Consider the following 21,583-nt stretch of genomic DNA (forward strand, 5'->3'; position numbering starts at 1 on the left):
TCTTCTTACGGCGATCGATTTTGCCCATCGGCAATCTCGCCATTTCGTGCCCCGGCGCGGACCCGGAAGGTCCGCAGACTGCTCGGGCACCACCTGATGCCCGAAAGGCACCGCAACACCTATGAGTTCTGCTGACATCTCTTTTACCGCGCTCGGCGTGAGCGCACCGCTGGTGAAGGCGTTGACTCGCGCCGGGATCACCGAACCTTTTCCGATCCAGACCGACACCCTGCCCGATTCGCTGGCCGGACGCGACGTGCTGGGCCGTGGCCGGACCGGCAGCGGCAAGACGCTCGCCTTCGCCATTCCGATGGTCAACCGTCTCGGCGGCGGTCTGGCCGGTAGGCGCGCACCGAGCCGCCCGACCGGCCTGGTGCTGGCGCCGACTCGGGAATTGGCCACCCAGATCGCGGCCGCGCTGGAACCCCTCGCCGCGGCCTATCGCATGACCGTCACCACGATTTTCGGTGGGGTCCCGCAGAACAGGCAGGTCCGGGCGCTGCGCGGCGGTGTCGACATTGTCGTCGCCTGCCCCGGCCGGCTCGAGGATCTGATGAACCAACGTCTGATCTGCCTGGATGCCGTCGAGGTCACCGTTATCGACGAGGCCGACCACATGGCCGACCTCGGGTTCCTGCCAGGCGTGACCCGCATTCTCGCGGCTACCCCGAATGACGGTCAGCGCCTGCTGTTCTCGGCCACCCTGGATAACGGCGTCAACAAGCTGGTCAGCCGCTTCCTGCCGAATGCCAAGCTGCATTCCGTCGATGAGGCGAACTCTCCGGTCGCCGCCATGACCCATCACGTTTTCGAAACCGCGAGCGTCGAAGCCAAGCGTGAGGTCGTACACCGGCTCGCCTCGGGCTCTGGTCGGCGAATCCTGTTCATGCGTACGAAGCATCAGGCTCGCAAACTGGCCAAGCAGCTGACCCTCGCCGGAATCCCGGCCGTCGATCTGCACGGCAACCTCTCGCAGGGCGCCCGCGACCGCAACCTCGCTGTCTTCGCCGCCGGCGATGCCCTGGTGCTGGTGGCGACCGATGTGGCCGCGCGCGGGGTGCATGTCGACGGTGTCGAGCTGGTCGTGCACGTTGATCCGCCCGCCGAACACAAGGCGTACCTGCACCGTTCGGGCCGTACCGCGCGGGCGGGCAACTCCGGTGAAGTGATCACCCTGGTGCTGCCCGGCGAACGACGCGACCTGGCCGACCTCATGCGCAAGGCCAAGATCACTGTGACCCCGCAACGGGTCACCGCCGATTCGCCCGTGGTGGCCGAGCTCGCCGGCACGATCGCCCCATTCGTCGCGCCCTCCTACAGCGAGCGGGCGGCACGTGACGACGACCGCCGCAGCAGCGGCGGACCGTACCGTAGCAGTGGCGGACCGAGCCAAGGCAATGGCGGACCGCGCAGGGGCAATGACGGACCGCGCCAAGGCAGCGGCCGTCGCAACGGCAGTGCGGCGCAACGGCAGCCGCGCGCCAAGCCGCGCGCTCACTCCGCGCGCGGAACGGCCGCATAGGGCCCGTTTTCGGTCGCTCCCCCAGACCAGCCTATGCCGAGATCGCCGAGGCGCTGAGCATCGCCGGCGAATCCTTTCTATCAAGTGCGACAGCCGATTTAATCTGGCGGGGCTTGATGGAGCGCAGAAGCGAAGAGTGCGAGCGGCAGGCGCGAATCGTGCGGTACTGGCGGGCAGTAGAGTACTTCAGCCCGCCGAAGGTCGATCCGGTCGATCCCAAGAAGGGGATTCGTGCGATCTACCACGGACGCCCGTTGCCCTGGGAGCATGGGGAATTGGCTCCGGCTCGGAAAAACAGGATATGGCGGCACAGTGTGTACGCCGGGGTTTTCGACGTGACCAAGGCCGGACCGCGGGTGTCGGCGTGGGTGCAATCATCGGTCGCCGTCCGACCACTGCTCCTCGCGCGGATTACTGAGCCGGCTCGGGGCGTGCGGCCGCCGACTCCATGAGTACTGCCGCCCTGTTCGTGAGATCGTCGTGGACCTCGCTTGCACGCCCTGGTCGAGCTCTCGCCGACCTCTCAGTCCTTCGGCGCGGGGTTGATTGTGTCGCCGTACCAGCTCAGATCCGATTCCTCGGCGATCTCGAAGGCCTCGAAACGATCGTCGGCCACAACCGCGTCGATCAGAGCCCGTGAGCCCGCGACGATCGTGGAGTCGAAGTCGATCTCGCTGGCCACGACCCATGCGTGGTCGGCGGGCCAGAGCAGCTGGGGCATCACTCCGGGGAAGTCGGTCGTCCAGCCCAGGCCCGCCGCATGCACCCAGCTGGGGTCGGCCAGTTCGGAGAGACTGGTGTCGAACAGCATGAAGTCGCGTCCCGGCCACCGCAGGAAAGGCCCTGCCTCGACCGCCCGTCTGACCTGCGGCGCGACAGAGGCAGCCAGCTCAGCGTCGATTCGAGCTCGGTCGCGCTCGAGGTTCTGCGGATCGCCGTCGGTGGACGCGACGAACACCGCACCCGAGGATGTGTTCAGCTCGCCGAATCCATTCCAAACTCCAGCCGTCACCTCTTCCGGTGCCTCGGTGGCTGCGCGAAGGTGGACAGTGAGCGCGGCCAGCAGGCTCGGGTCGAACCACCCCTCGACGGTCTGGCCGACTTCCCAGCCGTCGTCGAACGACATCGCCGCTTCGTCCTCACCGTCGGTGAGGTTGCGCCACTGCACCAGCGGATGCATCACTCTGCCGTTGCGCACGGCGACCTCGGCCCACGGCCACATCGCCTCCTCCACGATCTCGGGATTGCCCCACTCATCGGTGACCGTGACGTCGCGGCGGGTCGCCTCGACCGGGTGCAGGATCCGCGCATAAGCCTCGAAGCCGGTACCAGCGACGCCGCCGACCCCGTGTTCGCCGACGCGCGCCAGCAGCCACCCACCACGCTCGAAATCCGTTGTGAACTCCACCCAGCCAGCCTAGTGAGCCACGCCTGTCGGGCAGCTCTGTCTCTGGCGTCAACTCCGTCGGGCTGCTGTAGCCGTTCGAGGATAGTCTTTGGGTAGGACACTTCGATCCGGTCGTCGGCTCTGAATATCTTCGGTGCCGGGGCGGCTATCGATGGCGCACCAACCCGACCGGACGGACACGGCAGTCAGGCACTCACACCCACGGCCAGTACCTGTCGTCGATGAAGCGCGTGTGCGTAGTGGTCGACTCCCCCTCCGGACACAGACACTACGCACACGGGTGGTTGTGGAGCAGTTACTGCCACGACCACCCGTTTTTCATGGTCGTAGGTGAGCTTCAGGCCGAGTTGCCGGTAGACCTCGAGTTTGTCGGTGGGGTCAGCCGCCTTCAGTATGTGGATCAGCCCGCCCAGTGATGTCACAAGTTGGTGGATCTCCTCCTTGTTCATGTGGTGATCCGCGCGTTGCTCGGCTTCCAGCGCGGTGAGCTGTGCCGCGGTGGCCTGGCGTTCGCGTTGGACCTGTTGGGTCCAGCCCGCCACAAGAGCCGGGTCGGTGCCCGCCTCGAGCGCTGCCCGGTTCTTGACCTGGATAGATGCCCCGCATCGAGCTGCTCCATGACGTCGTGGGCAGTTCCGATAAGTAAGAGTGCGCTGACGCTTAGTACGAAATTTCACAAGTGACCGGTTCGCCAACGTGTATGTGCAGCATATTCACGATTAGAAAATTGAGAACACGAATAGAGATCGATATGAGGGTCTTGAAGTACACTGCTTCTGAAGTTCACAAGTAGCGTGAATACAGAAGCGCAACGCCAATAGACTGACGCGGATCGAATGACTGATACGGCTCAGAACGCATCAGAAAGCGAAAATCACAACCACCACAGTGCAACAGGACGGATGTGAAGACTTAGAATGATGGTGTGCTTCGCGTACGACGAAGCACACGAAGGTTCGCAACGCACGGCTCCCGCCGTCGATACGAACCTTCACAAGAAGGGGCTCCGGCCCGCCCTAACGGGCGAGACGGAGGTCATTCCCCATCTGAGCTGTGTGATCCGGGTCAGCCTTGCACAGCTAGGATCACGCTCAGTACGTGTGACACCAGCCCGGCGGTAGTCGCCGCTGGGTTGGTGTCACCTAGCCACGACTCCAGGAACAGTGTCGTCACCTGCATGGCCGCCAACAGGTTGAACACCGGCTGGCGTCTGTCTGCGTCCGCACTGTCGCGCGGGCACGGGTACTGACAGTTCGGGCAGGTGTTACTCACCTTGCCGCCTTTCCTTGTAATGCCGCGGGCATGTGTGGCCCGGCCCGCAGCGACTTTGTGGTCGGGCCAGCACACACGTACGCCCCCCAATGCGGGAGGCGGCGATACAAGAACGGAACGGTGAACACACCGGGCCGAACGAAGCAAATATACCTCCGGCACGGCGCTGAATCTAGCCGACGGCCATTCGTCGCGGCGGACCGCTATTTGGACGCCCAACAGGGGTGCCGCTCCGACTTCTTTCAGCCCCCAAACAGGCCTTTTTCCTGGCCTTTTATAGGCGAATTATAGAGACAAACTGTACGGTTGGACTGGTAATTGGGAGCCGGGCGTAGGTCAGCGGGTCCAAAGCTTCAGTATCCGTCGCCACCGCGGGGCGGCGGGCTTGGACGGTGGCATCGATATCGATGTGCAGCGACAGGTCACGGCGCCGGTCACCGGGGTGATGACCAGGACGCCTATCGCTGTTGGCCTTATCCCGCCCGAACCGGGCTTGGGCTTCCAGCCCACCGCCGGGTTCGGTGCCGAGGTGGTCGACGACCTCGACCCGGGTCTGGGCGAGGCCCAGCGGAATGCAGCGCCGTGCGATGTCCTGCTCGCCGACGGCGAACTCCTCGACCAGCGCGACGCACCGGAAATATGTACTGACTACGGATACAGCCACGAGTACGACTACGGGTGGTAGCACAGTTGTTGCAGCGCCGAGCACACCAGTTCCGTCAACACGTGCTGGTGTCTTCGATAGCTCGCCGGTCGACACCAGATGCCAGATGGATCCGCCGCTCTGAAAGTTCCGCTATGGCACGGTAGTTACCGTGGGATGAGTGCAAGCACGTTGTCCCGTAGCCGTGTCATGGTGTGTTCGTTCGGTGCCTCGACGTTCAGGCGGAGCAGAGGTTCGGTGTTGGAGGCTCTGAGGTTGAACCAGGCGCCGCCGGGAAGTTGGACGGTGAGTCCTTCGAGTCGGTCGATCTTGGCGTTCGCGAAGTGCTGCTCGATGTCGGCCAGCACCCGGGCGCCGTCTTTGACCGTGGAGTTGATCTCTCCGGATGCAACGTAGCGCTGGTATCGAGAGATCAGCTGGGAGAGTGGTTGATCGGTGCTGCCGAGCGCGGCCAAAACATGGAGCGCGGCGAGCATGCCCGTATCGGCGTTCCAGAAGTCGCGGAAGTAGTAGTGGCCGGAGTGCTCGCCACCGAAGATGGCGTCACGTTCGGCCATCAGGCGTTTGACGTGTGTGTGCCCTACTCTCGTCCGCGCGGGGTGCCCGCCGTGTTCGGCGATGATCTCCGGCACGGCGCGGGAGGTAATCGCGGTGTAGACGATCGTCGAACCCGGAGTCTTGTGCAGTTCGCGGGTGGCGATGAGCGCGATGATGGATGACGGCGAGATGGGTGCGCCGGTTTCGTCGACGACGAAGCAGCGGTCGGCGTCGCCATCGAAGGCCAGTCCGATATCCGCGCCGACGCGTCGGACTTCTGTCTGAAGATCAACCAGATTGGCAGGGTCGAGCGGGTTCGCCTCATGGTTGGGGAAGGTGCCGTCGAGCTCGAAATACATCGGCACAACCTTCACCGGCAATCCATCGAAGACGATCGGAACCATCTCCCCCGCCATACCGTTGCCTGCGTCGACTACCACTTTGAGCGGTCGGATGGCGGACAGATCGACCAGTTCCCTGAGGTAGGTGGCGTAGCTGTTGGCCAGGTCGTTGTGCTTGATGACTCGGCCTGTCGACCCGGTGTAGGCCGGGATGCCGTGGTGGATCATGTCGCGGATGTCGTCGAGTCCGCTGCCCTGCCCGACGGGTACAGCGCGAGGGCGGCATAGTTTGATTCCGTTGTACCGGGCGGGATTATGGCTGGCGGTGATCATCGCTCCGGCGACGTTCAGGTGGCCTGCGGCGAAGTAGACGAGATCGGTTGAGCCGAGCCCAATATCGATCACATCCTGGCCCTGGCTGGTCACGCCGTCGATCAGCGCCGCAGCGTACGACGCCGACGATGACCGCATGTCCCGTACGACCGCGACCGTTGTATTCACCACCCGTGCGAACGCTGCGCCGATCTGCCGGACAAGGTCTTCGTCGAGTTCGACGTCGATGAGCCCCCGCACGTCGTACGCCTTGAAGATTCTGGACAGCTCACGTTCCATCACTACTCCCCTCGTCTGTACGGCGTCGCAGAACGAACACCATGGCACGACACATCCGCATCAGGCAGCCCGACTCCCCGCCGACGGCGGCACAGCCTGACCAATTCCGCCTAGGCCGTTGTCCCGGCGAGAAACGCCCTGGTCGACTTATGGTTGTTGCCATCGAAACTCTGCAAGAATCCGACATGTCGCACTTCTCATCACCGCTCGGTGCCGCCGCTCTGGCTTGCGTACCAGCGTCGAACGGTGCGACGAGTCGGCACAGTGTTTCGGCGTTGCCTGTGCGTTGCCTATTCAGGGGGTGGTGTCATGCTGGTGACAGGACAGATGCTCAGAGATGCACGTATGGCCGCGGATGTCTCGCTGCGCGAGATGTCGAAGAGGATCATGCTCGACAAGGGGTACCTGAGCCGGGTCGAAACGGGTTCGGCCGGGAAAGCCGTCCCCGACTGGATCATCGACCGATACGAGGAGCAACTCGGAGTGGACATACGCCGTCGTACCCTGCTCGGTGGTCTGGCCGGTGCCGTCGTCCCCGGCCCGGTCACCGATGCTGTCCGGCGCATGTTCGAAGACGACGTCATGCCGATCGGCAGCGAGGCCTGGACAGCACGCATGGAGCAGCACGCCGCCGACTGCATGACTGTCGGCGCGGCTGAGATGCAGTCACGCATCGCAGCAGATCTCATCGTTCTGCGCCCGCAGTTGCTGTCTCGCCAGATGTGGGCCATCGCCGCCCGCCTCATGGTCCTGCACGGCGCACCGCTGTCCGACGTGGCCGACAGCCAAGCAACCGCGCGCTGGTACCAGGCAGCGGTGAGCGCCGCCGACCGATCCGACGACACATCCACCCAGGTGTGGGTGCGCGGACGCTCAGCGTTGAACATGGCCCATCCGAGCGCAGCCCTGTCCGCCTGCCAGGAGTTGGCGGAGGCAGGCAGCCATATCCCAAGCGCCGACAGTGGGTCGGCTGATGTCACTCATCTCGCTGGCCAACGTCCACGCTCTCAACGGCGACGAATCAGCCACCCGAACGGCGCTCGAAGGCGCACAACGTGTCTTCGACTCGGTGGGCACCACCGACGAGGTTTCCGACTGGGCGATGCCGGAGTGGCGGATGAACGTCGACATCTCCCTGGTGCTGGCTCGACTCGGCGACCAGACCGCCGACCGAGCTCAGCAAGAGGCCGAGCGGACCATGCCCAATCGATTCGCCCGCTACGCCACTCACCTTGAGATCCACCGAGGACTGGCGCTCGCAAAGTCCGGCGACCGGGCCGAAGGCATCGCGCACGCACGCCGAGCGCTGAACGACCTGTCAGCCGATCGCCACAGCGTCGCACTTCGCCGCCTGGTCGCCGAAGTCGCCGCCTGCTGACAGGCAACGATAAGGCAACGCCAAAATTATTCTGCCTCTTCGCTTTTCGCCATAACGTCGAAGACACCCGACGCCGGGTCGAGGCCGGTCCCACATCCCGGCACACCGACCAGCGGTGAGCCGCGGTCGGTGGCGAAAGCCCCCGGCGTCGGGATTTTCCGACGGCGAGAGGCGAATCAATGGCCGTGTATAGCGGCAACGAGACAGACGCAACTCCACGACAGATCTACCACTCCCTGCTCGCCTGGTGCGACCAACTGGGCATGACAGAGCAAGCCGCACGGATGCGTGCCGCAGGACCACCTTCACTTCCGCCGATGGGAAGTTCCAGTGGGAGAATAGGGGCCGGTCGTTGTGAGGCGACAGGTGCCGTCCGGGCGAATTTGGCCGGGCGGGTGCGCACCACCGTCCCCGGGGTACAGAGGGCACCCAATCCGGTCGTGTCTGTCTCATGCGGAACGTGACAATCCCGATGCGGTCCAACCTCTTTCGAGGTCGGTAGGCCGACTGTGAGGAAGGCTGAATTCCGCAGCGGGGGCAGGATGGCTCGAGAAGCGAATGCCGGTGGGCCGAAAGGCCACAGGAAACCGGGTGCCGCGCAACCAGTTCCTCCGCTGGTGGCGCCCGCATAACTGGCCGGATAGAGGCGGCTGCCTCGACCTGAAAGGGTGCTGACGCGAGCCAGGTGAGCCTGCGGATGACTCGATGACCGAACCGTCAGAACTCGAGGGGCAAGTTGGACACCACAATGCTGGTGAACGGACCGAAGACCCGACACTCGACTGGGATGCCGTGCGCTGGCGCACGGTCGAGGACCAGGTACGGCGGTTACGGCAGCGGATTTTCGCGGCATCACAGGCAGAGGACCTGAAAAAGGTCCGGAATTTGCAGAAGCTGATGCTCCGCCCCGCGCGAACGCACTGATGTCGGCGCGGCGGGTGACCGAGCTCAACGCGGGCCGCAAGACCGCCGGGATCGACGGCGAGGTGGTGACGGACGCGGAGCAGAAGACCGACATGGTCGACTGGTTGCAGCACGGCACTGCCGCGTGGTCGCCCCGGCCGGTCAAGCGGGTGTTCATACCGAAGAACAATGGACGCCGCCGCGGATTAGGAATACCCGTGATCGCTGATCGGGCCTTGCAAGCGCTGGTGGTCAACGCGCTGGGAACCCGAGTGGGAGGCCCGGTTCGAACCCAAATCCTATGGGTTCCGGCCAGGTCGGGGATGCCACGACGCCATCGTGGCCATCCACACCACCGTCAGCCGCACCGACGCCAAACGCGTGTGGATCCTCGACGCCGATCTGGCCGCCGCGTTCGATCACCTCGACCACGACCACATCCTCGGCTCACTGGGCACCTTCCCCGCACGGGGACTGGTGCGGCAGTGGCTGAGGGCCGGCGTGGTCGATCAGGGTCGTTTCGCGCCGACTGAGGAGGGTGCTCCCCAAGGCGGGGTGGTCAGTCCGTTGATACTCAACGTTGCTCTGCACGGCATGGAGGCCGCCGCCGGGGTCCGCTACTACACCACCGGCACCCGTGCCGGGAAAACGGTGACGGGCTGCCCGGCGGTTATCCGCTACGCCGACGACCTTCTCGCACTGTGCTATTCACGCGAGCAGGCCGAACAGGTCAAGGCGAGGCTGGCGCAGTGGCTGGCTCCCAGAGGGCTCGTCTTCAACGAGGACAAGACCCGCATCACGCCCCTGGATCAGGGCGTGGACTTTCTGGGGTTCAACATTCGTCGCTACCCGAACGGGAAACTGCTGACCAAGCCGAGCAACGCCGCGCTGCGGCGCATCCGGCTGAAGCTGTCCACCGAGATGAAGCGGCTACGTGGCTCCAACGCCGACGCGGTGACCGCCACTCTCAATCCGATCATCACCGGATGGGCGGCCTACTACCGGATCGGGGTTTCCAAACGGGCGTTCGCCGCTTTGGACGCCCACGTCTGGCGGGTGGTTTACAAATGGGCCAGATTCCGTCACTCGAACAAACCGATGTATTGGGTCAAAGCCCGCTACTTCGGGGCGTTCAACCCCGCCCGAGCGGACAAGTGGGTGTTCGGGAGCCGCGATAGCGGTTTCTACCTGCGCAAGTTCGCTCGGACACCGATCGTCGGCACCGGATGGTCACTGGCGCGGCGTCTCCGGACGATCCCGCGCTGGGCGACTACTGGACCGAGCGGCGTCGCCGCCGCACACTCCCGGTGGGCAAGGACACCCTGCGCCGTTTGCGCGCGCAGAACGGCCGATGCCCACTCTGCCGGGGGTTGCTGCTGCACACCGATCGTGAACCACAAACGCCGCACCAGTGGCAGCAGTGGCTCACGGCCGCCCACACCGCGATCCGCCGACAGGCGATCACCGCCGCGAGCGCTCACCAGCCGGACGGCTACACCGCAACGCGTCTTGTCCACGCCCACTGCCACCGCAATCACACCAGAAGCGTTGGCGGGCACCGCAGTTCTGCCGACCTGTGAGCCTTCAGGGCTTGCTTGAGCCGGTTGCCTGGAAAGCGGGCACGGCCGGTTCTTAGGGGGCGAGGGCGTGGTAACACGCCCTCGCTACCCGCCGAGCGCTGGTTCGGCTTCCTCACCCAGCAACTGTTGCGCCGCGGTGTCCACAAAAGCGTTGCGGCATTGGAGAAAGACGTCCGCAACTGGGTCGACCAGTGGAACACCAACCCGCGTCCGTTTGTCTGGCGCAAGACGGCCGAGGAGATCCTCGATTCCCTCGCACGATATCTGCAACGGATTTCAGGCGCGGAACACTAGTGCCGCGTCCAGGAAGGTTGATGCGGTAATCGCCGGAGTGGCGGGTTGATCGTGGGCTGGGAACCGAGAACGGTCAGTTCTCGACAGGCTGCTCCGGATCTGCGTAGTCCAGCTCCTGAGTGACGTTGTACGGACGACGATCCGCCGACCGCCTTGGACTGCCGGTGCAAGGCGCCGACTGGCAGCTGGCAGGAAACCCCATCCACCGCCAGGTCATGCCGTGCGGCCATCGGCGACTGCGTCTCGCAACGCCCAACCCGATACCCGCTGCGACTTCGCCAGGTAGTCGGCCCGGTTCGCCGCGGCGTTCCCCGGCGGCCTTCGAGGTCAGGGATTGCGGTACCGAAATCCGATGCCAGTGTCGCCTCGGCCTGGGTTTTGAGAGTTGATCGGCGCCAGACCCGTCCTCAAGTGCACAGTTCATGATACTTCGAGCATTTACTAGAAGAGTATTGACTAGATGATTCAGAGCTGTGACGCTCGATTCATGCGAAGGACAGACGGTGATCTCACCGTGGAGGAGCTGGCTGCGCGAGCCGGTGTGCCGACCAGCACTGTGCGGATGTATCAGTCGAAGGGGTTGCTACATGCGCCTCGCAAGGTCGGCCGCACCGCGCGCTACGACAGCTCGCACCTGCAGCGCCTCGAGCTGGTGCAGCGACTACAGGATCGCGGCTTCTCACTCGCCTCGATCACCGAACTGCTGACCGCCCGTGCGCAGGGTGCGTCAGTTGCCGATCTGCTCGCGCTGCCCGGCGGCCCCGAGGATTGGGTACCGTTCGGCCTGCGCGAAATCCGACTGATGATCAAGTCGAAGGACCTGCGGCCTAGCTTGCTGCGCAAGGCAACTCAGCTCGGGTTGATCCGTTGGCGGCGCGGCCGCCCGCAGGCGCGACGTTGGGCGCTGACAAGCGGACTCCGGGTCGCTGAACTGGAAATACCGGCGAGTGAGGTGCTCGACCAAGTCGTCCGGTTGCGTGACCACACCGATCAGATCGCGGCCGACTTCGCCGACATCTTCGAACGCACACTGTGGCCACACATCCAGGCCGACAGCACCGAAACCGATCAGCTCGACCGGGTCAGAGCGCTGCTGGAGGAGCTGACCAGCCTGGCGGAAGGAGTGGTGGTCAGCGCGTTGCGCGAGTCGGTCCGACACCTCGCCGAGCAATTCGCCGAACGACACCAACTGCTGCCCGCAGAGGGCGAACACCCCGCTTGGCTGGACCGCCCAATTCCCGTGCTCAACGAGCGCCTCCTCGAACCCACCGACGACGACGTCGAGGCCGTGGATCAATTCCTGGCCACCGATCACTCCCGGGAGAACTGATGAATCCGAACACCGGGCCCATTCGGCCCGGCCGAACTGAATACTCTTACGCCGGACTCTACACCCGGCCTCGATGCATTCACCGCCCGTCGATGAACGGACCGAGAGGGAATGATATAGATAGAGGGGCAGGCAAATGAACGTCCGCAATACGGCCTTGACCTGGTTCAGGTGCTGCTGGCAGGTGATCCTTGGTGTCGCATCGGGCGCCGCCCTGTTCTTTTTCTGCGTGATGGCCCTGGGTGAATACCTTTCATTCTGGGCCGTGCCAGTGGGATCGTTCTTGGCCCTGGCAATCTGGATTGTGATCGTTGCCATCAGTGCCGTACGTATGCACTTTCGTGGCTGGAATTTCGCGCGGATCCAATTTCTGTCCGGACTCGGAGTTATACCCTGCTACACAGGCATAACCATGATCATCGCGGTGTCCATTGAGGGGTTGTGGTGAAGTCTCGTCTTCGACTGGTCACGGCATATGGCATTGAGGCTGGCACCGTCGACGCTACACAACGCCGGTGGTCCGCTGCGGCCTGCAACTAGTGCCCCGTCAAGCAACCTTCGGTAGGTAATCAGGGTGCCGGATCTTGGAGTTGACGGCGAAGTCGCGTTTGGGGCGGGCGTGCTGGTTGTACCAGCGGATGTAGGCGCCGATCGCGGCGTCTTGCTCGTCGTGGCTGCGGTGATCGGTGCCGTTCAAGGCGAAGTAGCGTAGAGCCGCGAATTCGGACTCGATCCAGTTCAACCACGATGAATAGGTCAGTAGGAAGACCAGTTCCACGTCGTTGGCCGCAGCCCAGGTGCGGACCTCGGCTCGTTTGTGTGGGGAGAAGTTGTCGATGATGACGTAGAGCTTCTGTCCGGGCCAGCGCGCCCGCAGCGATTTCAGCAACGACAGGAACTCCTGCCATCGTTTACGATCTCGGATCCGGTAGTGGATCTTGCCGGTCGCCAGATCCAGCGCGCCGAGTAGGTGCCGCACGCCCTGGGGGCGCCGGTAGGTCGCCGGCAGCCGTTTCGGGGTTCGTCGCGGGGACCAGCCACGACCAGTGCGGGGTTGCAGGTTCAGCGGCCCGAACTCGTCCACGCAGACCACCCGTCCATCGGTGGGTGGATGGTCGTAGAGGTCCAGGACGCGGTTCATCTTCGCGGTGAACTCGGGGTCGGTGCCCGCTTTCCAGGTCTTCGTGGTCTGCCACGACACCCCTTCGGCTTTGAGGATCTTGCGCAAAGTCTCGCGGCTGACATCAGCGATCCCGTTGCTGAGCAACACTTCTCGAAGTTTCGACAGGCTCCACACCGAGAACGGCCAGCCCAGATCCCGCGGGCAGCACCGGGCGATACAGGCGATGCGTTCACGCGTCGCCCGATCGACCTTCTTCGGCCTGCCCGCGCTCCATTTTGGGTCCAGAGCCTCGAACCCCCGCTCGTTGAACTCATGGATCACCTGCCGCACATACGCCTCGCTGACCTGCATCAACCTTGCGATCGCGGGCACCAGCTGCCGCTGCGCCGAAGCCATCACCACGATCGCTCGCCGCGTCCTGATCGGCTGTTTGCTCGTCTTGGTGATCTTCTGCAACCGGCGCCCCTCCTCCGGGGTCACCGCCCGCACAAACACTTCCGGATTCCGGGCCACCGACACCACCTCCACCGGCAGCATCACCGACCACATGCCCCCCGATCAACCCGACACCCGGTTACCGAGGCAACCTACTTGGACGAGGCACTAGATAGCCTTATCCGCACAACATTGACCGTCGCCACCACGAGGAGCTGCGAGATCAGAACGCTCGTTTGAAGCGGTTGCTGGCCGAGGCTGAGTTGGAGAAGGACGCGTTGCGGGAGATCGCCAAGGACGCTCCTATAGATGTCAAGCGGTCATCACCCGGTAGTCGGCGCGTAAGGCGCGGAACACTTCTCGCGCGAGTGTCAACGTCGGTTGAATCCTGGATCTGGCACAGACTTCGTGATTGACCCATTCGGGATGCGGAGGGGCGGTTGATAGTTCATCATGTCGCGGGTGTTCTGATCTTGCTCCGCTGAGGGTCCTGTTCCCGCATCTTGACGGTCTGCAGATCGAGGTGATCAGAGCGGCGGGTTCGACGGTACGGATCGAGGCCGCTACCGGTGTGGATCCGGTTGGCTGCCCCGCCTGCGGGACGCCGTCCGGGCGAGTCCACAGCCGCTATCAGCGGCGGTTGTCCGACACCTCGATCACCGGCCGCGAGGTCCTGATCGAGCTGCGGTCCGCAGGCTGTTCTGTGACAACTTCGATTGCGGCAAAACAACTTTCGCCGAGCCGATACCGCGGCTGGCGGCCAGGCACGCTCGCCGGACACTAATCTTGCAGCGGGCGTTGTGCGCGGTCGCGCTGGCACTGGGCGGCCGCGCTGGAGCGCGGCTGACCCGGCAGCTGGCCGCGACCGTGAGCCGGATGACATTATTGCGCCAGATCCGGGCGTTGTCCGATCCGCTGTATTCGGTCCGCAGGTGCTGGGCGTCGACGACTTCGCCCTGCGTCGCGGGCACCATTACGGAACGATCCTGATAGATATGCAGACCCGCCGCCTGATCGAGGTACTCGGCGATCGGACCGCCGAGACCCTCGCGGCGTGGTTGCGAGCCCACCCGGGCGTGGAGATCGTCTGCCGGGACCGGGCCGGTGCCTACGCCGAGGGCGCTGCCGCTGGAGCGCCACAGGCGCTGCAGGTGGCCGATCGATGGCATATCTGGCACACCCTCGGCGAAGCGGTCGAGCGCACCGTGGCACGTCACCGCGCCGACCTGGCCGCCGCGACCGCCGATCCCGAGCCACAGAACCGGCCCGACATCACCGAGATCGCCGCCGAAATACATTGCGGGCCTGTCGCGCCCGACCAACGGCAGGATCGCACAGCGGTGCGCACTCGACAGCGGTGGGCCCAGGTCCATGCACTGCTGGCTGAGGGCACGACGATCCGCGCGATCAGCCGCGAGCTCGGGCTGGCTCGCGGCACCGCGCGCCGCTTCGCCCGCGCTGAATCGGCCGATGAGCTGCTGGTCCACAACCGCACCGGATACCGCATCAGCCTGCTCGAGGCATACAACCCGACCTGCATCGACGGTGGAACGAGGGCTGCACCAACGCAACTCAGCTATTCGAGGAGATCAGGGCACACGGCTATCGGGGCAGCGACAAGATGGTGCGCAACTACCTGCAGCCCTTCCGCGCCCCTGCGCACATCCCGGCCCCGCCACCCAAGCCACCGACCGTCCGGAAAGTCGTCAGCTGGATCATGACCAACCCCGACGCCCTCGCTCCCGAGCATCGGGCCCGCCTCGACGCGATCCTGGCCGCCAGTCCGCAACTTGCCGCGTTGACCGGGCATGTCCGCGATTTCGCCGAGATCATGGCCCAGCGGCGCGGGCGAGATCTCGAACAGTGGATGACCGCCGTCGACAACGATGACCAGCCAGCCCTGCACTCGTTCGTCCGAGGCTTGCGCCGCGACCAGGACGCGGTCACCGCCGGGCTGACCATGTCCTGGAGCAGCGGAACAGTCGAAGGGCACGTCAACCGCCTCAAGATGCTCAAACGGCAGATGTTCGGCCGCGCGAAAACCGACCTTCTCAGGAAACGAATTCTGTTGAGCGACTGAATAACCCGGCATGCGACATCACGAAATTTGCGACTATCCCTGGTTACGTCATGTGGTGGCATCCGAACGAGTGAGCGCGATGCAGCGGCTGTTGGTGGGACACGTCGGGTTGAAACACGGTCGGGTCTGGGTCGCCGACGATGGTGACGCGGTGGCGGTGTGGACGCATCCCGACACGGACGGGGCTGCGGCTATCGGCGCAAGGCAAGGGTTTTGGTAAAGCCATCGTATTGCCCGGCATGCAAGCCGCCGAGCAGGCCGGTGTCCCTGCGTTTCTGGAAACCTCGGATGAGCGCAACCTACGGTTCTACCGGCGGCTCGGCTTCGAAGTGACTGCCGAGGTGGCCGCGACGCACGGGCACCTGACCTTGCACCGCGTGCGCGTCTGTGGTCATGAAGCCCCAACCTTCGGGAGGTAGCCGGGTTCAAGAATGAGTCGGCGGAATATGGAAGCGCTCGTGATTGTGGAAGCGGCCGTGGTCATGAATGCAACTGGGGTCACTGACGCGCAACCCGTTGCGCACGCGCGTCTTCTCATCGATGCAAAAGCTGTCATCCCGAGTCGGCGGCGCCTCGGCAGTCGCCGTCACCGCGCTCGGCGCCCCGATCGCCGCGGCAATCAGCGCTACAACCAGGGTGCGGCGTACCGGCGCGGCAGTCGCGGGAATTGTTCGCCCCATTGGGTTCCTTCCGTTGCGGGATCTCACACCGTTCTATCATTGCACGCAGCATGGCAACACCCGCCGATTCCAGGGGCGGCTCGACGATCTCGGAGTGCGCCTATGGACCCCGGTTGGATGGGTCTACGGGACGGCGCTGCGATCGCCGCGGGAGGGGTGGTCCAGGTCGGGGCTGTCGGTGTTCGGCCTGCTGGTTGCCGTCGCGGCGGTCTGTACGGCAGCCTTCGTCCTCGACCGCGTCTGCTGAAGCCGAATAGTGCACCAGTGGGGTACCTTTCGGCTGAAAGTCACCCAGCATGGGTGCCTTTTTATCTATCGCCAGCGAAAAGGCACCCACGCTGGGTGTATTCCGCCGAAAAGTCGTACAACGTGGGTGCCCATTTGATATTGACGCGCCGGGTGTTCGTTTTGAATGCTTGAAGCACGCCGACGCCGATCGGTTGGGACACCACAAGTACGAAGCCGGTAGGGCATGTTGTAAGGCATTGTGCTGCAATCACTTTGGCGCATCGGTGTGTCGTGCCTGCTCAGAGGTGGTGTCGCTGGCAAGCGAGAGGAGACACGGGTGACTAGGCCGTGTTTTGAAAGTGGTTGGTGAGTCGGAAGGTGTTGTCCGCGTTGGTAAATAGATGAGGTCTCCGGTAGAGGAGTTGATCGACCAAGATTCAACTGAACACCGGAGACCTCGTGAATCTCCTATGTCAAGCGGCAACGGTTTGGCAAGTCGTTCGGGGTTCGGGTTGTCGGAGTCGGTGGAAGACGACGTCGGCGAGGTGTCGTTTGAGGACTCGGAGGGCCTCGGTCTTGGAGTTGCCGCGTGCGGTGCGCCGATCGACCAGTTCGCGGGCAGGTGGATGGACACGCAGCTGGGTGACGGCGATGCGGTGTAAGGCGGCGTTGAGCTGCCGGTTTCCGCCCCGATTGAGGCGGAACCGGGTCCGATTGCCGGTCCATACCGGGATCGGTGCGACACCGGCGTGCATGGCGAAGGCGGCCGAGGACCGAAACCGTGCGGCGCCGGCGGTCTCGGCCACGATCTTCGCGGCGGTCAATCCGGCGCAACCGGGCAGGTCCAGCAGTTGAGGCGCCAGAGTCTGGATCCGTGTCCGGATTCTGTGTTCGAGTTCGTTGATCCGCTCGGTCAGCGTGGCGATCCAGCCGGTGAGTTCGATGGCGATCTCGCCGCGGACGCTCTCCGACGATGATTCAAGGCGGGAGCGCAGCGCCCTCAGCGCGGTCAGGCTCTTGAGCGCCTGACCGGCAGGCAGCGGAATCTCGAGGTCGTGCAGGTGCCACCGCAGCCGGTTGATCATCCGGGTTCGCTCCGCGATCAAATCCTCGCGGTGGTCGAGCAACAGCCTGACATCGAGAGCCTGGTCATCGAGGTGAGCTTGAGGAAGGTCTGGCTCTCGTAACGCAGCGCGTGCTACGGCCAGCGCGTCGATCGGATCGGACTTACCGCGCGTGCGGGCCGAGCTGCGGGCTTGGGCCATCAGCTTGGTGGGCACCATGACGACCGCCTGTCCGGCACCGACTAACGTGCGCATCAATGTGCCCGCGACCTGGCGGCAGTCTTCGATCGCCCACCGGTGGGCCTCATCCCATTGACGTGCCCACTCCAGCAACCGAACGATATCGGGGGCTGCCGATCCGACGGTGACCTGACCGAGTTTGCGACCGGCGCCATCCACAGCAACGGCGGTGTGGCTGCGCATGTGAGGGTCAATCCCGATGATGACCAAACCTGTGTCTCCTCATATCGTGGTGACTAAGGTTCGGCCGGTGGACACGTCTCAGTCGGGAGGATGCGCCTCGTTCTCCTATCAAGTCACACCGGCCGAACCGGTTCCGGCCGCGGTGGACGATTCACGAGAAAGCCAACCTGCTCGGCGGCACCCAGCGTAAGAGTCACCCCGCAACCGAAGCCGGTCTACCACTTCAACAGCGGCACAGGCAGTCTCACACTGAGGCCAGCGTAGCGGTGACGGGTCGCGCGGATCTGACCGATGCCCAGTGGGCACGGCTGGCACCGCTGATGCCCCGGGGCAAGAAGACCGGCCGCCCACCGAAGTGGAGCAAACGACAGCTCATCGACGGGATCCGGTGGCGCACCCGCGTCGGCTCGCCCTGGCGTGACGTGCCGGAGTCCTATGGGCCATGGCAGACGATCTACGGGCTGTTCCGCCGCTGGCAGCGTGCCGGGACCTGGGTTTTCATCCTGAAAATGTTGCAGGCCTTCGCTGATGCGGCCGGTCGTATCGGCTGGCAGGTGAGCGTGGACTCCACCGTTGTGCGCGCTCATCAGCATGCCGCCGGCGCGCGTCGTGAGCCCGACACCCAACTCGAACCGGTCGGCGACGAGCCCGCCGATCACGCGCTGGGTCGCTCCCGCGGCGGGTGGACGACCAAGCTGCACCTGGGCTGCGAGCAGGGCTGCCGACCAGTGGCGCTGCTGCTCACCGCAGGCCAGGCCGCCCACAGTCCGCAGTGCTATCGCTGTGCCCAGTCTCGGGCTCGGACGCCCACGCGTACGGCCCGAGCGTGTCCTGGCCGACAAGGCCTACTCCTCTCGCGCGAATCGCGCTCACCTGCGCCGACGCGGGATCAAAGCCACTATCCCGATCCCTGCCGACCAGGCGGGGCACCGCCGCAACCGCGGCTCGGCCGGTGGCCGGCCACCGGCATTCGACACCACGCGTTACCGCGATCGCAACACCGTCGAACGAGGAATCAATCTCCTCAAGCAAAACCGGGCCGTGGCAACACGATTCGACAAACTCGCCATCCGTTACCTGACCACCGTCCACATCGCCGCAATCAACCAATGGCTACGACATGAATGAGGGCGGGCACCCACCCGCCCTCACCAACTTTCAAACACGGCCGAGTGTGGATGGGACTGCCCCCGTGTCGGTTGACTCGCGGGGTGTGTAGTTCAGGCAGCGAGTGGGGCCCGATTGAGGGTCTCATACTCGATCGGGGTCAGGCGTCCGAGTCGTCGTTGGCGGCGGCGTCGGTGATAGGTCCGTTCGATCCAGGTGACGATGGCCAGCCGCAACTCTTCACGGGTGGGCCAGTGTTTGCGGTCGAGGACGTTGCGTTGCAGCAGTGCGAAGAACGATTCCATGGCGGCGTTGTCGCCGCACGCTCCGACTCTGCCCATCGAGCCGTGTAATCCGTTGACGGACAATGCATGTACGAATTTTCGAGATCGGAACTGGCTGCCCCGGTCCGAATGCACGATGGTGCCGACCGGTGCACGCAGCGCGACCGCGTTCCGCAGTGCCGATACCGCGAGTGCGGCGGTCATGCGGTCGTTGCTGGAGTAGCCGACGATCCGGTTGGAATAGCAGTCCTTGATCGCGCACAGATAGAGCTTTCCTTCGCCGGTGCGGTGCTCGGTGATATCGGTCAGCCATATCTGGTTCGGTGCTTGTGCAGTGAATTCACGCTTGATGAGGTCGTCGTGTACCGGCGGACCCGCAGCCCTGTTCAGGCCGCGTCGGCGGGCGAAGATCGACCAGATGCGTTGCTGTGAGCACAGTCGGTGTACCCGGTTCTCCCCGGCACGGATCCCGCGATCGGCCAGTTCGTCGGTGATGAACCGGTATCCGAACGCGGGATCGTCATGGTGGATGTCGCGGGCGGCGTCGATCAGGTGCGCGTTATCCCAATCGCGTTGAGATACAGGGTTTTTGAGCCACTTGTAGAACGCTTGGGTGGTGAATCCCAGCACCCGGCAGGTCACCGCCACGGGGATACCGTCGGCGGCCAAGTCGAGGACCAGCGGGTAGCTCATTTTGGGGGTAGTTCACGGGCGAAGAACGCTGCTGCCCGACGCAGTATCTCGTTCTCTTGCTCCAGCTGCTTGTTGCGTTTACGCAGCTCACGCAGTTCGGCCGACTCCGCAGCCGTGGTGGCCTGCCGTGTGCCTTCCTCGATGTCGGCGGCTTTGAGCCAGTTGTGCAGACAACCCTCGGAGATCCCGAAATCCCTCGCGACCTGCCGCAACGGAGACTCGCCCTTGCGTGCGACAGCGACGACGTCGCGACGGAACTCCTCGGGATAGGGCTTCGGCATGGTGAACATCCTTCCAGCGAGGACGAATCCTCACAGATCAGGAGTCAACCAAGCTGGGGGCAGTCCCCTTCGTTATGTAGTGCGTGTCGGCGCTGGTAGTGCGCCCGCTGGGCGCGGGTATTGGTGTCGGCGTCGCCAGATCGACCACTGCCAGACCTGTTCCGGGTCCGGGCGGGTGGTGATCAGGTGTGCCAGGAGACGTTTGATTTCGCCGATAGTGAATGAGATGAGGCCACTGCCAAAGCTTTTGGGGCGATCGCGGCGGTGACGGCGAGGTAGGTGTGGGCGAGCATGGCCAGGGTGATGTGCCGGTACCAGGCGTCGTAGTGACGGACCTGGTATTGGTCGAGCCCGACCTCGGTCTTCGCGGTCTGGAAACAGTCCTCCACTGCCCACCGGGATCCGGCGACGCGGATCAGCTCGGCGTCGGTGGTGCCGGTGGGCGCGCAGCACAGGTAGTAGGCGATCTCGAGTTCGCCTTTGGCGTTCGGTGCCAGCGCGCGACGGGCCAGCAGCCATCGCTGCCAGCCCGCGGCCGTGGTGTCGGGGTAGGTCGGCAGCGAGGCCACTGCCCAGTCGAACTAGCGTGGGGCCTTTCGCACCCGCGCCGCAGCTGCGGCGCTTCCAGGCTTGTGAAGGCGCCTGTGCCACAAGATGATCCGCGCGCGAGCTGCCGGAGGTGAACGGGATCGGCTGGCTGGACGGCACCACCACCACATATCCGATGCGGCGGTTCTCGAGCCAGGCCCGGAACTTCGAGTCCTGACCGTAGGCTTCGTCGGCGGTCACCCACCGCGCCGGCACCCCCGCGTCCAGAGCGCGCGCGAGCATCTTCTTCGCCAGCGTCGCCTTGGTCGCGAATTCGACATCGTCGGGCACACTCGCAGCCCGGCAGCGGTCCCGATCCTCGGTACACGACTTCGGCAGATACAACTCCCGATCGATCAGCGTGCGCCCCCTTCTGCTGGTGTAGGCACAGAACACGCCCAGCTGACAGTTCTCGATCCGCCCCGCCGTCCCCGAACTCGAGGCGGTGCTGCTGACCCATCCCGGTATCGCCGACGCGGGGGTGATCGGCGTGGAAGACGCCGACGGCGAGGAGATTCCGAAGGCGTTCGTCGTGCCGCAGCCCGACACAGACCTCGATTCCCAGCAGGTCATCGACTTCGTCGCCGACCGTGTCGCCCCTTACAAGAAGGTCCGCCGCGTCGCGTTCGTCGATGCCATCCCGAAATCCGTCACCGGCAAGATCCTGCGTAAGGACTTGCGCCGGCTGGAAGCCGCGCACTGACCGTGGCCGTTGCCGCCGGCTCGTCGATCGGGTCGGCGGCAACGCGGCCCGCG

At 64.4% G+C, this 21,583-nt stretch carries 15 protein-coding genes and 5 pseudogenes; 12 read left to right on the top strand and 8 right to left on the bottom strand.

What is annotated here, in order from left to right; translation table 11 throughout:
* Positions 1 to 121: 121 nt before the first annotated feature.
* The gene (locus ACWPXK_RS28920; protein ID WP_454199325.1) at positions 122 to 1,522 is read left to right on the top strand and encodes a DEAD/DEAH box helicase; all 1,401 of its coding nucleotides are present in this window, start codon (positions 122 to 124) and stop codon (positions 1,520 to 1,522) included.
* 523 nt (positions 1,523 to 2,045) lie between these two features.
* On the opposite strand, the gene ACWPXK_RS28925 is transcribed toward ACWPXK_RS28920, so the two are convergent.
* Together ACWPXK_RS28925 and ACWPXK_RS28930 are read right to left on the bottom strand one after the other, a co-directional pair.
* Positions 2,046 to 2,930, bottom strand: a complete 885-nt coding sequence (locus ACWPXK_RS28925; RefSeq protein WP_454199326.1) for a hypothetical protein — start codon at positions 2,928 to 2,930, stop codon at positions 2,046 to 2,048.
* A 185-nt stretch (positions 2,931 to 3,115) separates the two neighbouring features.
* A complete protein-coding gene (locus tag ACWPXK_RS28930; RefSeq protein ID WP_454199327.1) occupies positions 3,116 to 3,472 on the bottom strand; it encodes a hypothetical protein in 357 nt (118 codons plus the stop codon).
* A gap of 1,115 nt (positions 3,473 to 4,587) precedes the next feature.
* Between ACWPXK_RS28930 and ACWPXK_RS28935 the strand changes: the two genes are divergently transcribed.
* Entirely contained in the window at positions 4,588 to 4,887 is a 300-nt protein-coding gene (locus ACWPXK_RS28935; RefSeq protein WP_454199328.1) for a hypothetical protein, read from the top strand.
* Between the two features lie 125 nt (positions 4,888 to 5,012).
* On the opposite strand, the gene ACWPXK_RS28940 is transcribed toward ACWPXK_RS28935, so the two are convergent.
* On the bottom strand, positions 5,013 to 6,356 hold the full coding sequence (locus ACWPXK_RS28940; RefSeq protein WP_454199329.1) for a phosphomannomutase/phosphoglucomutase: 1,344 nt from the start codon (positions 6,354 to 6,356) through the stop codon (positions 5,013 to 5,015).
* Positions 6,357 to 7,329: 973 nt separating this feature from the next.
* Between ACWPXK_RS28940 and ACWPXK_RS28945 the strand changes: the two genes are divergently transcribed.
* The 6 genes and pseudogenes from ACWPXK_RS28945 (at position 7,330) to ACWPXK_RS28970 (ending at position 12,289) form a co-directional block, all read left to right on the top strand.
* Positions 7,330 to 7,734: a hypothetical protein gene (locus ACWPXK_RS28945; RefSeq protein WP_454199330.1), complete on the top strand. Its 405-nt coding sequence runs from the start codon at positions 7,330 to 7,332 to the stop codon at positions 7,732 to 7,734.
* A gap of 705 nt (positions 7,735 to 8,439) precedes the next feature.
* Complete coding sequence (locus ACWPXK_RS28950) at positions 8,440 to 8,658, top strand: reverse transcriptase N-terminal domain-containing protein (protein WP_454199331.1); 219 nt, start codon at positions 8,440 to 8,442, stop codon at positions 8,656 to 8,658.
* Positions 8,658 to 8,705 (top strand): annotated as a pseudogene (locus ACWPXK_RS28955) (hypothetical protein); the annotation flags it as partial. The gene ACWPXK_RS28950 and the pseudogene ACWPXK_RS28955, both read left to right, overlap by 1 nt.
* 160 nt (positions 8,706 to 8,865) lie before the next feature.
* The gene (locus tag ACWPXK_RS28960) at positions 8,866 to 10,236 is read left to right on the top strand and encodes a reverse transcriptase domain-containing protein (RefSeq protein WP_454199353.1); all 1,371 of its coding nucleotides are present in this window, start codon (positions 8,866 to 8,868) and stop codon (positions 10,234 to 10,236) included.
* Positions 10,237 to 10,998: 762 nt separating this feature from the next.
* Positions 10,999 to 11,841 (top strand): MerR family transcriptional regulator, encoded by an 843-nt coding sequence (locus tag ACWPXK_RS28965; RefSeq protein ID WP_454199332.1) that lies wholly within the window; start codon positions 10,999 to 11,001, stop codon positions 11,839 to 11,841.
* A gap of 136 nt (positions 11,842 to 11,977) precedes the next feature.
* Positions 11,978 to 12,289: a hypothetical protein gene (locus tag ACWPXK_RS28970; protein ID WP_454199333.1), complete on the top strand. Its 312-nt coding sequence runs from the start codon at positions 11,978 to 11,980 to the stop codon at positions 12,287 to 12,289.
* Positions 12,290 to 12,388: 99 nt separating this feature from the next.
* Here ACWPXK_RS28970 and ACWPXK_RS28975 read toward each other — a convergent pair whose 3' ends face one another.
* Complete coding sequence (locus ACWPXK_RS28975; RefSeq protein WP_454199334.1) at positions 12,389 to 13,501, bottom strand: IS630 family transposase; 1,113 nt, start codon at positions 13,499 to 13,501, stop codon at positions 12,389 to 12,391.
* Between the two features lie 469 nt (positions 13,502 to 13,970).
* Here ACWPXK_RS28975 and ACWPXK_RS28980 point away from each other — a divergent pair, with 469 nt between their 5' ends.
* Together ACWPXK_RS28980 and ACWPXK_RS28985 are read left to right on the top strand one after the other, a co-directional pair.
* Positions 13,971 to 14,183, top strand: a complete 213-nt coding sequence (locus ACWPXK_RS28980) for a transposase family protein (RefSeq protein WP_454199354.1) — start codon at positions 13,971 to 13,973, stop codon at positions 14,181 to 14,183.
* A gap of 211 nt (positions 14,184 to 14,394) precedes the next feature.
* Positions 14,395 to 15,467: pseudogene (locus ACWPXK_RS28985) on the top strand (ISL3 family transposase); the annotation flags it as partial.
* Between the two features lie 437 nt (positions 15,468 to 15,904).
* On the opposite strand, the gene ACWPXK_RS28990 reads toward ACWPXK_RS28985, so the two are convergent.
* Complete coding sequence (locus ACWPXK_RS28990; RefSeq protein WP_454199335.1) at positions 15,905 to 16,159, bottom strand: hypothetical protein; 255 nt, start codon at positions 16,157 to 16,159, stop codon at positions 15,905 to 15,907.
* 701 nt (positions 16,160 to 16,860) lie between these two features.
* Complete coding sequence (locus ACWPXK_RS28995; RefSeq protein WP_454199336.1) at positions 16,861 to 17,901, bottom strand: IS110 family transposase; 1,041 nt, start codon at positions 17,899 to 17,901, stop codon at positions 16,861 to 16,863.
* A 293-nt stretch (positions 17,902 to 18,194) separates the two neighbouring features.
* Here ACWPXK_RS28995 and ACWPXK_RS29000 point away from each other — a divergent pair.
* Positions 18,195 to 19,002: pseudogene (locus tag ACWPXK_RS29000) on the top strand (IS5 family transposase).
* Positions 19,003 to 19,094: 92 nt separating this feature from the next.
* Here ACWPXK_RS29000 and ACWPXK_RS29005 read toward each other — a convergent pair.
* Together ACWPXK_RS29005 and ACWPXK_RS29010 are read right to left on the bottom strand one after the other, a co-directional pair.
* Positions 19,095 to 20,239, bottom strand: a protein-coding gene (locus tag ACWPXK_RS29005; protein ID WP_454198469.1) for an IS3 family transposase whose coding sequence is annotated in 2 segments (ribosomal slippage) — positions 19,095 to 19,966 and positions 19,966 to 20,239 — 1,146 coding nt in all. Because the reading frame shifts where the segments join, the coding sequence is not laid out codon by codon here.
* Positions 20,240 to 20,421: 182 nt separating this feature from the next.
* Positions 20,422 to 21,262, bottom strand: a pseudogene (locus ACWPXK_RS29010) (IS701 family transposase); the annotation flags it as partial.
* Here ACWPXK_RS29010 and ACWPXK_RS29015 point away from each other — a divergent pair.
* Positions 21,261 to 21,530 (top strand): annotated as a pseudogene (locus ACWPXK_RS29015) (AMP-binding enzyme); the annotation flags it as partial. The pseudogenes ACWPXK_RS29010 and ACWPXK_RS29015 overlap by 2 nt on opposite strands.
* Positions 21,531 to 21,583: the final 53 nt, after the last annotated feature.

This window comes from Nocardia sp. Marseille-Q1738 (genome assembly GCF_965283145.1).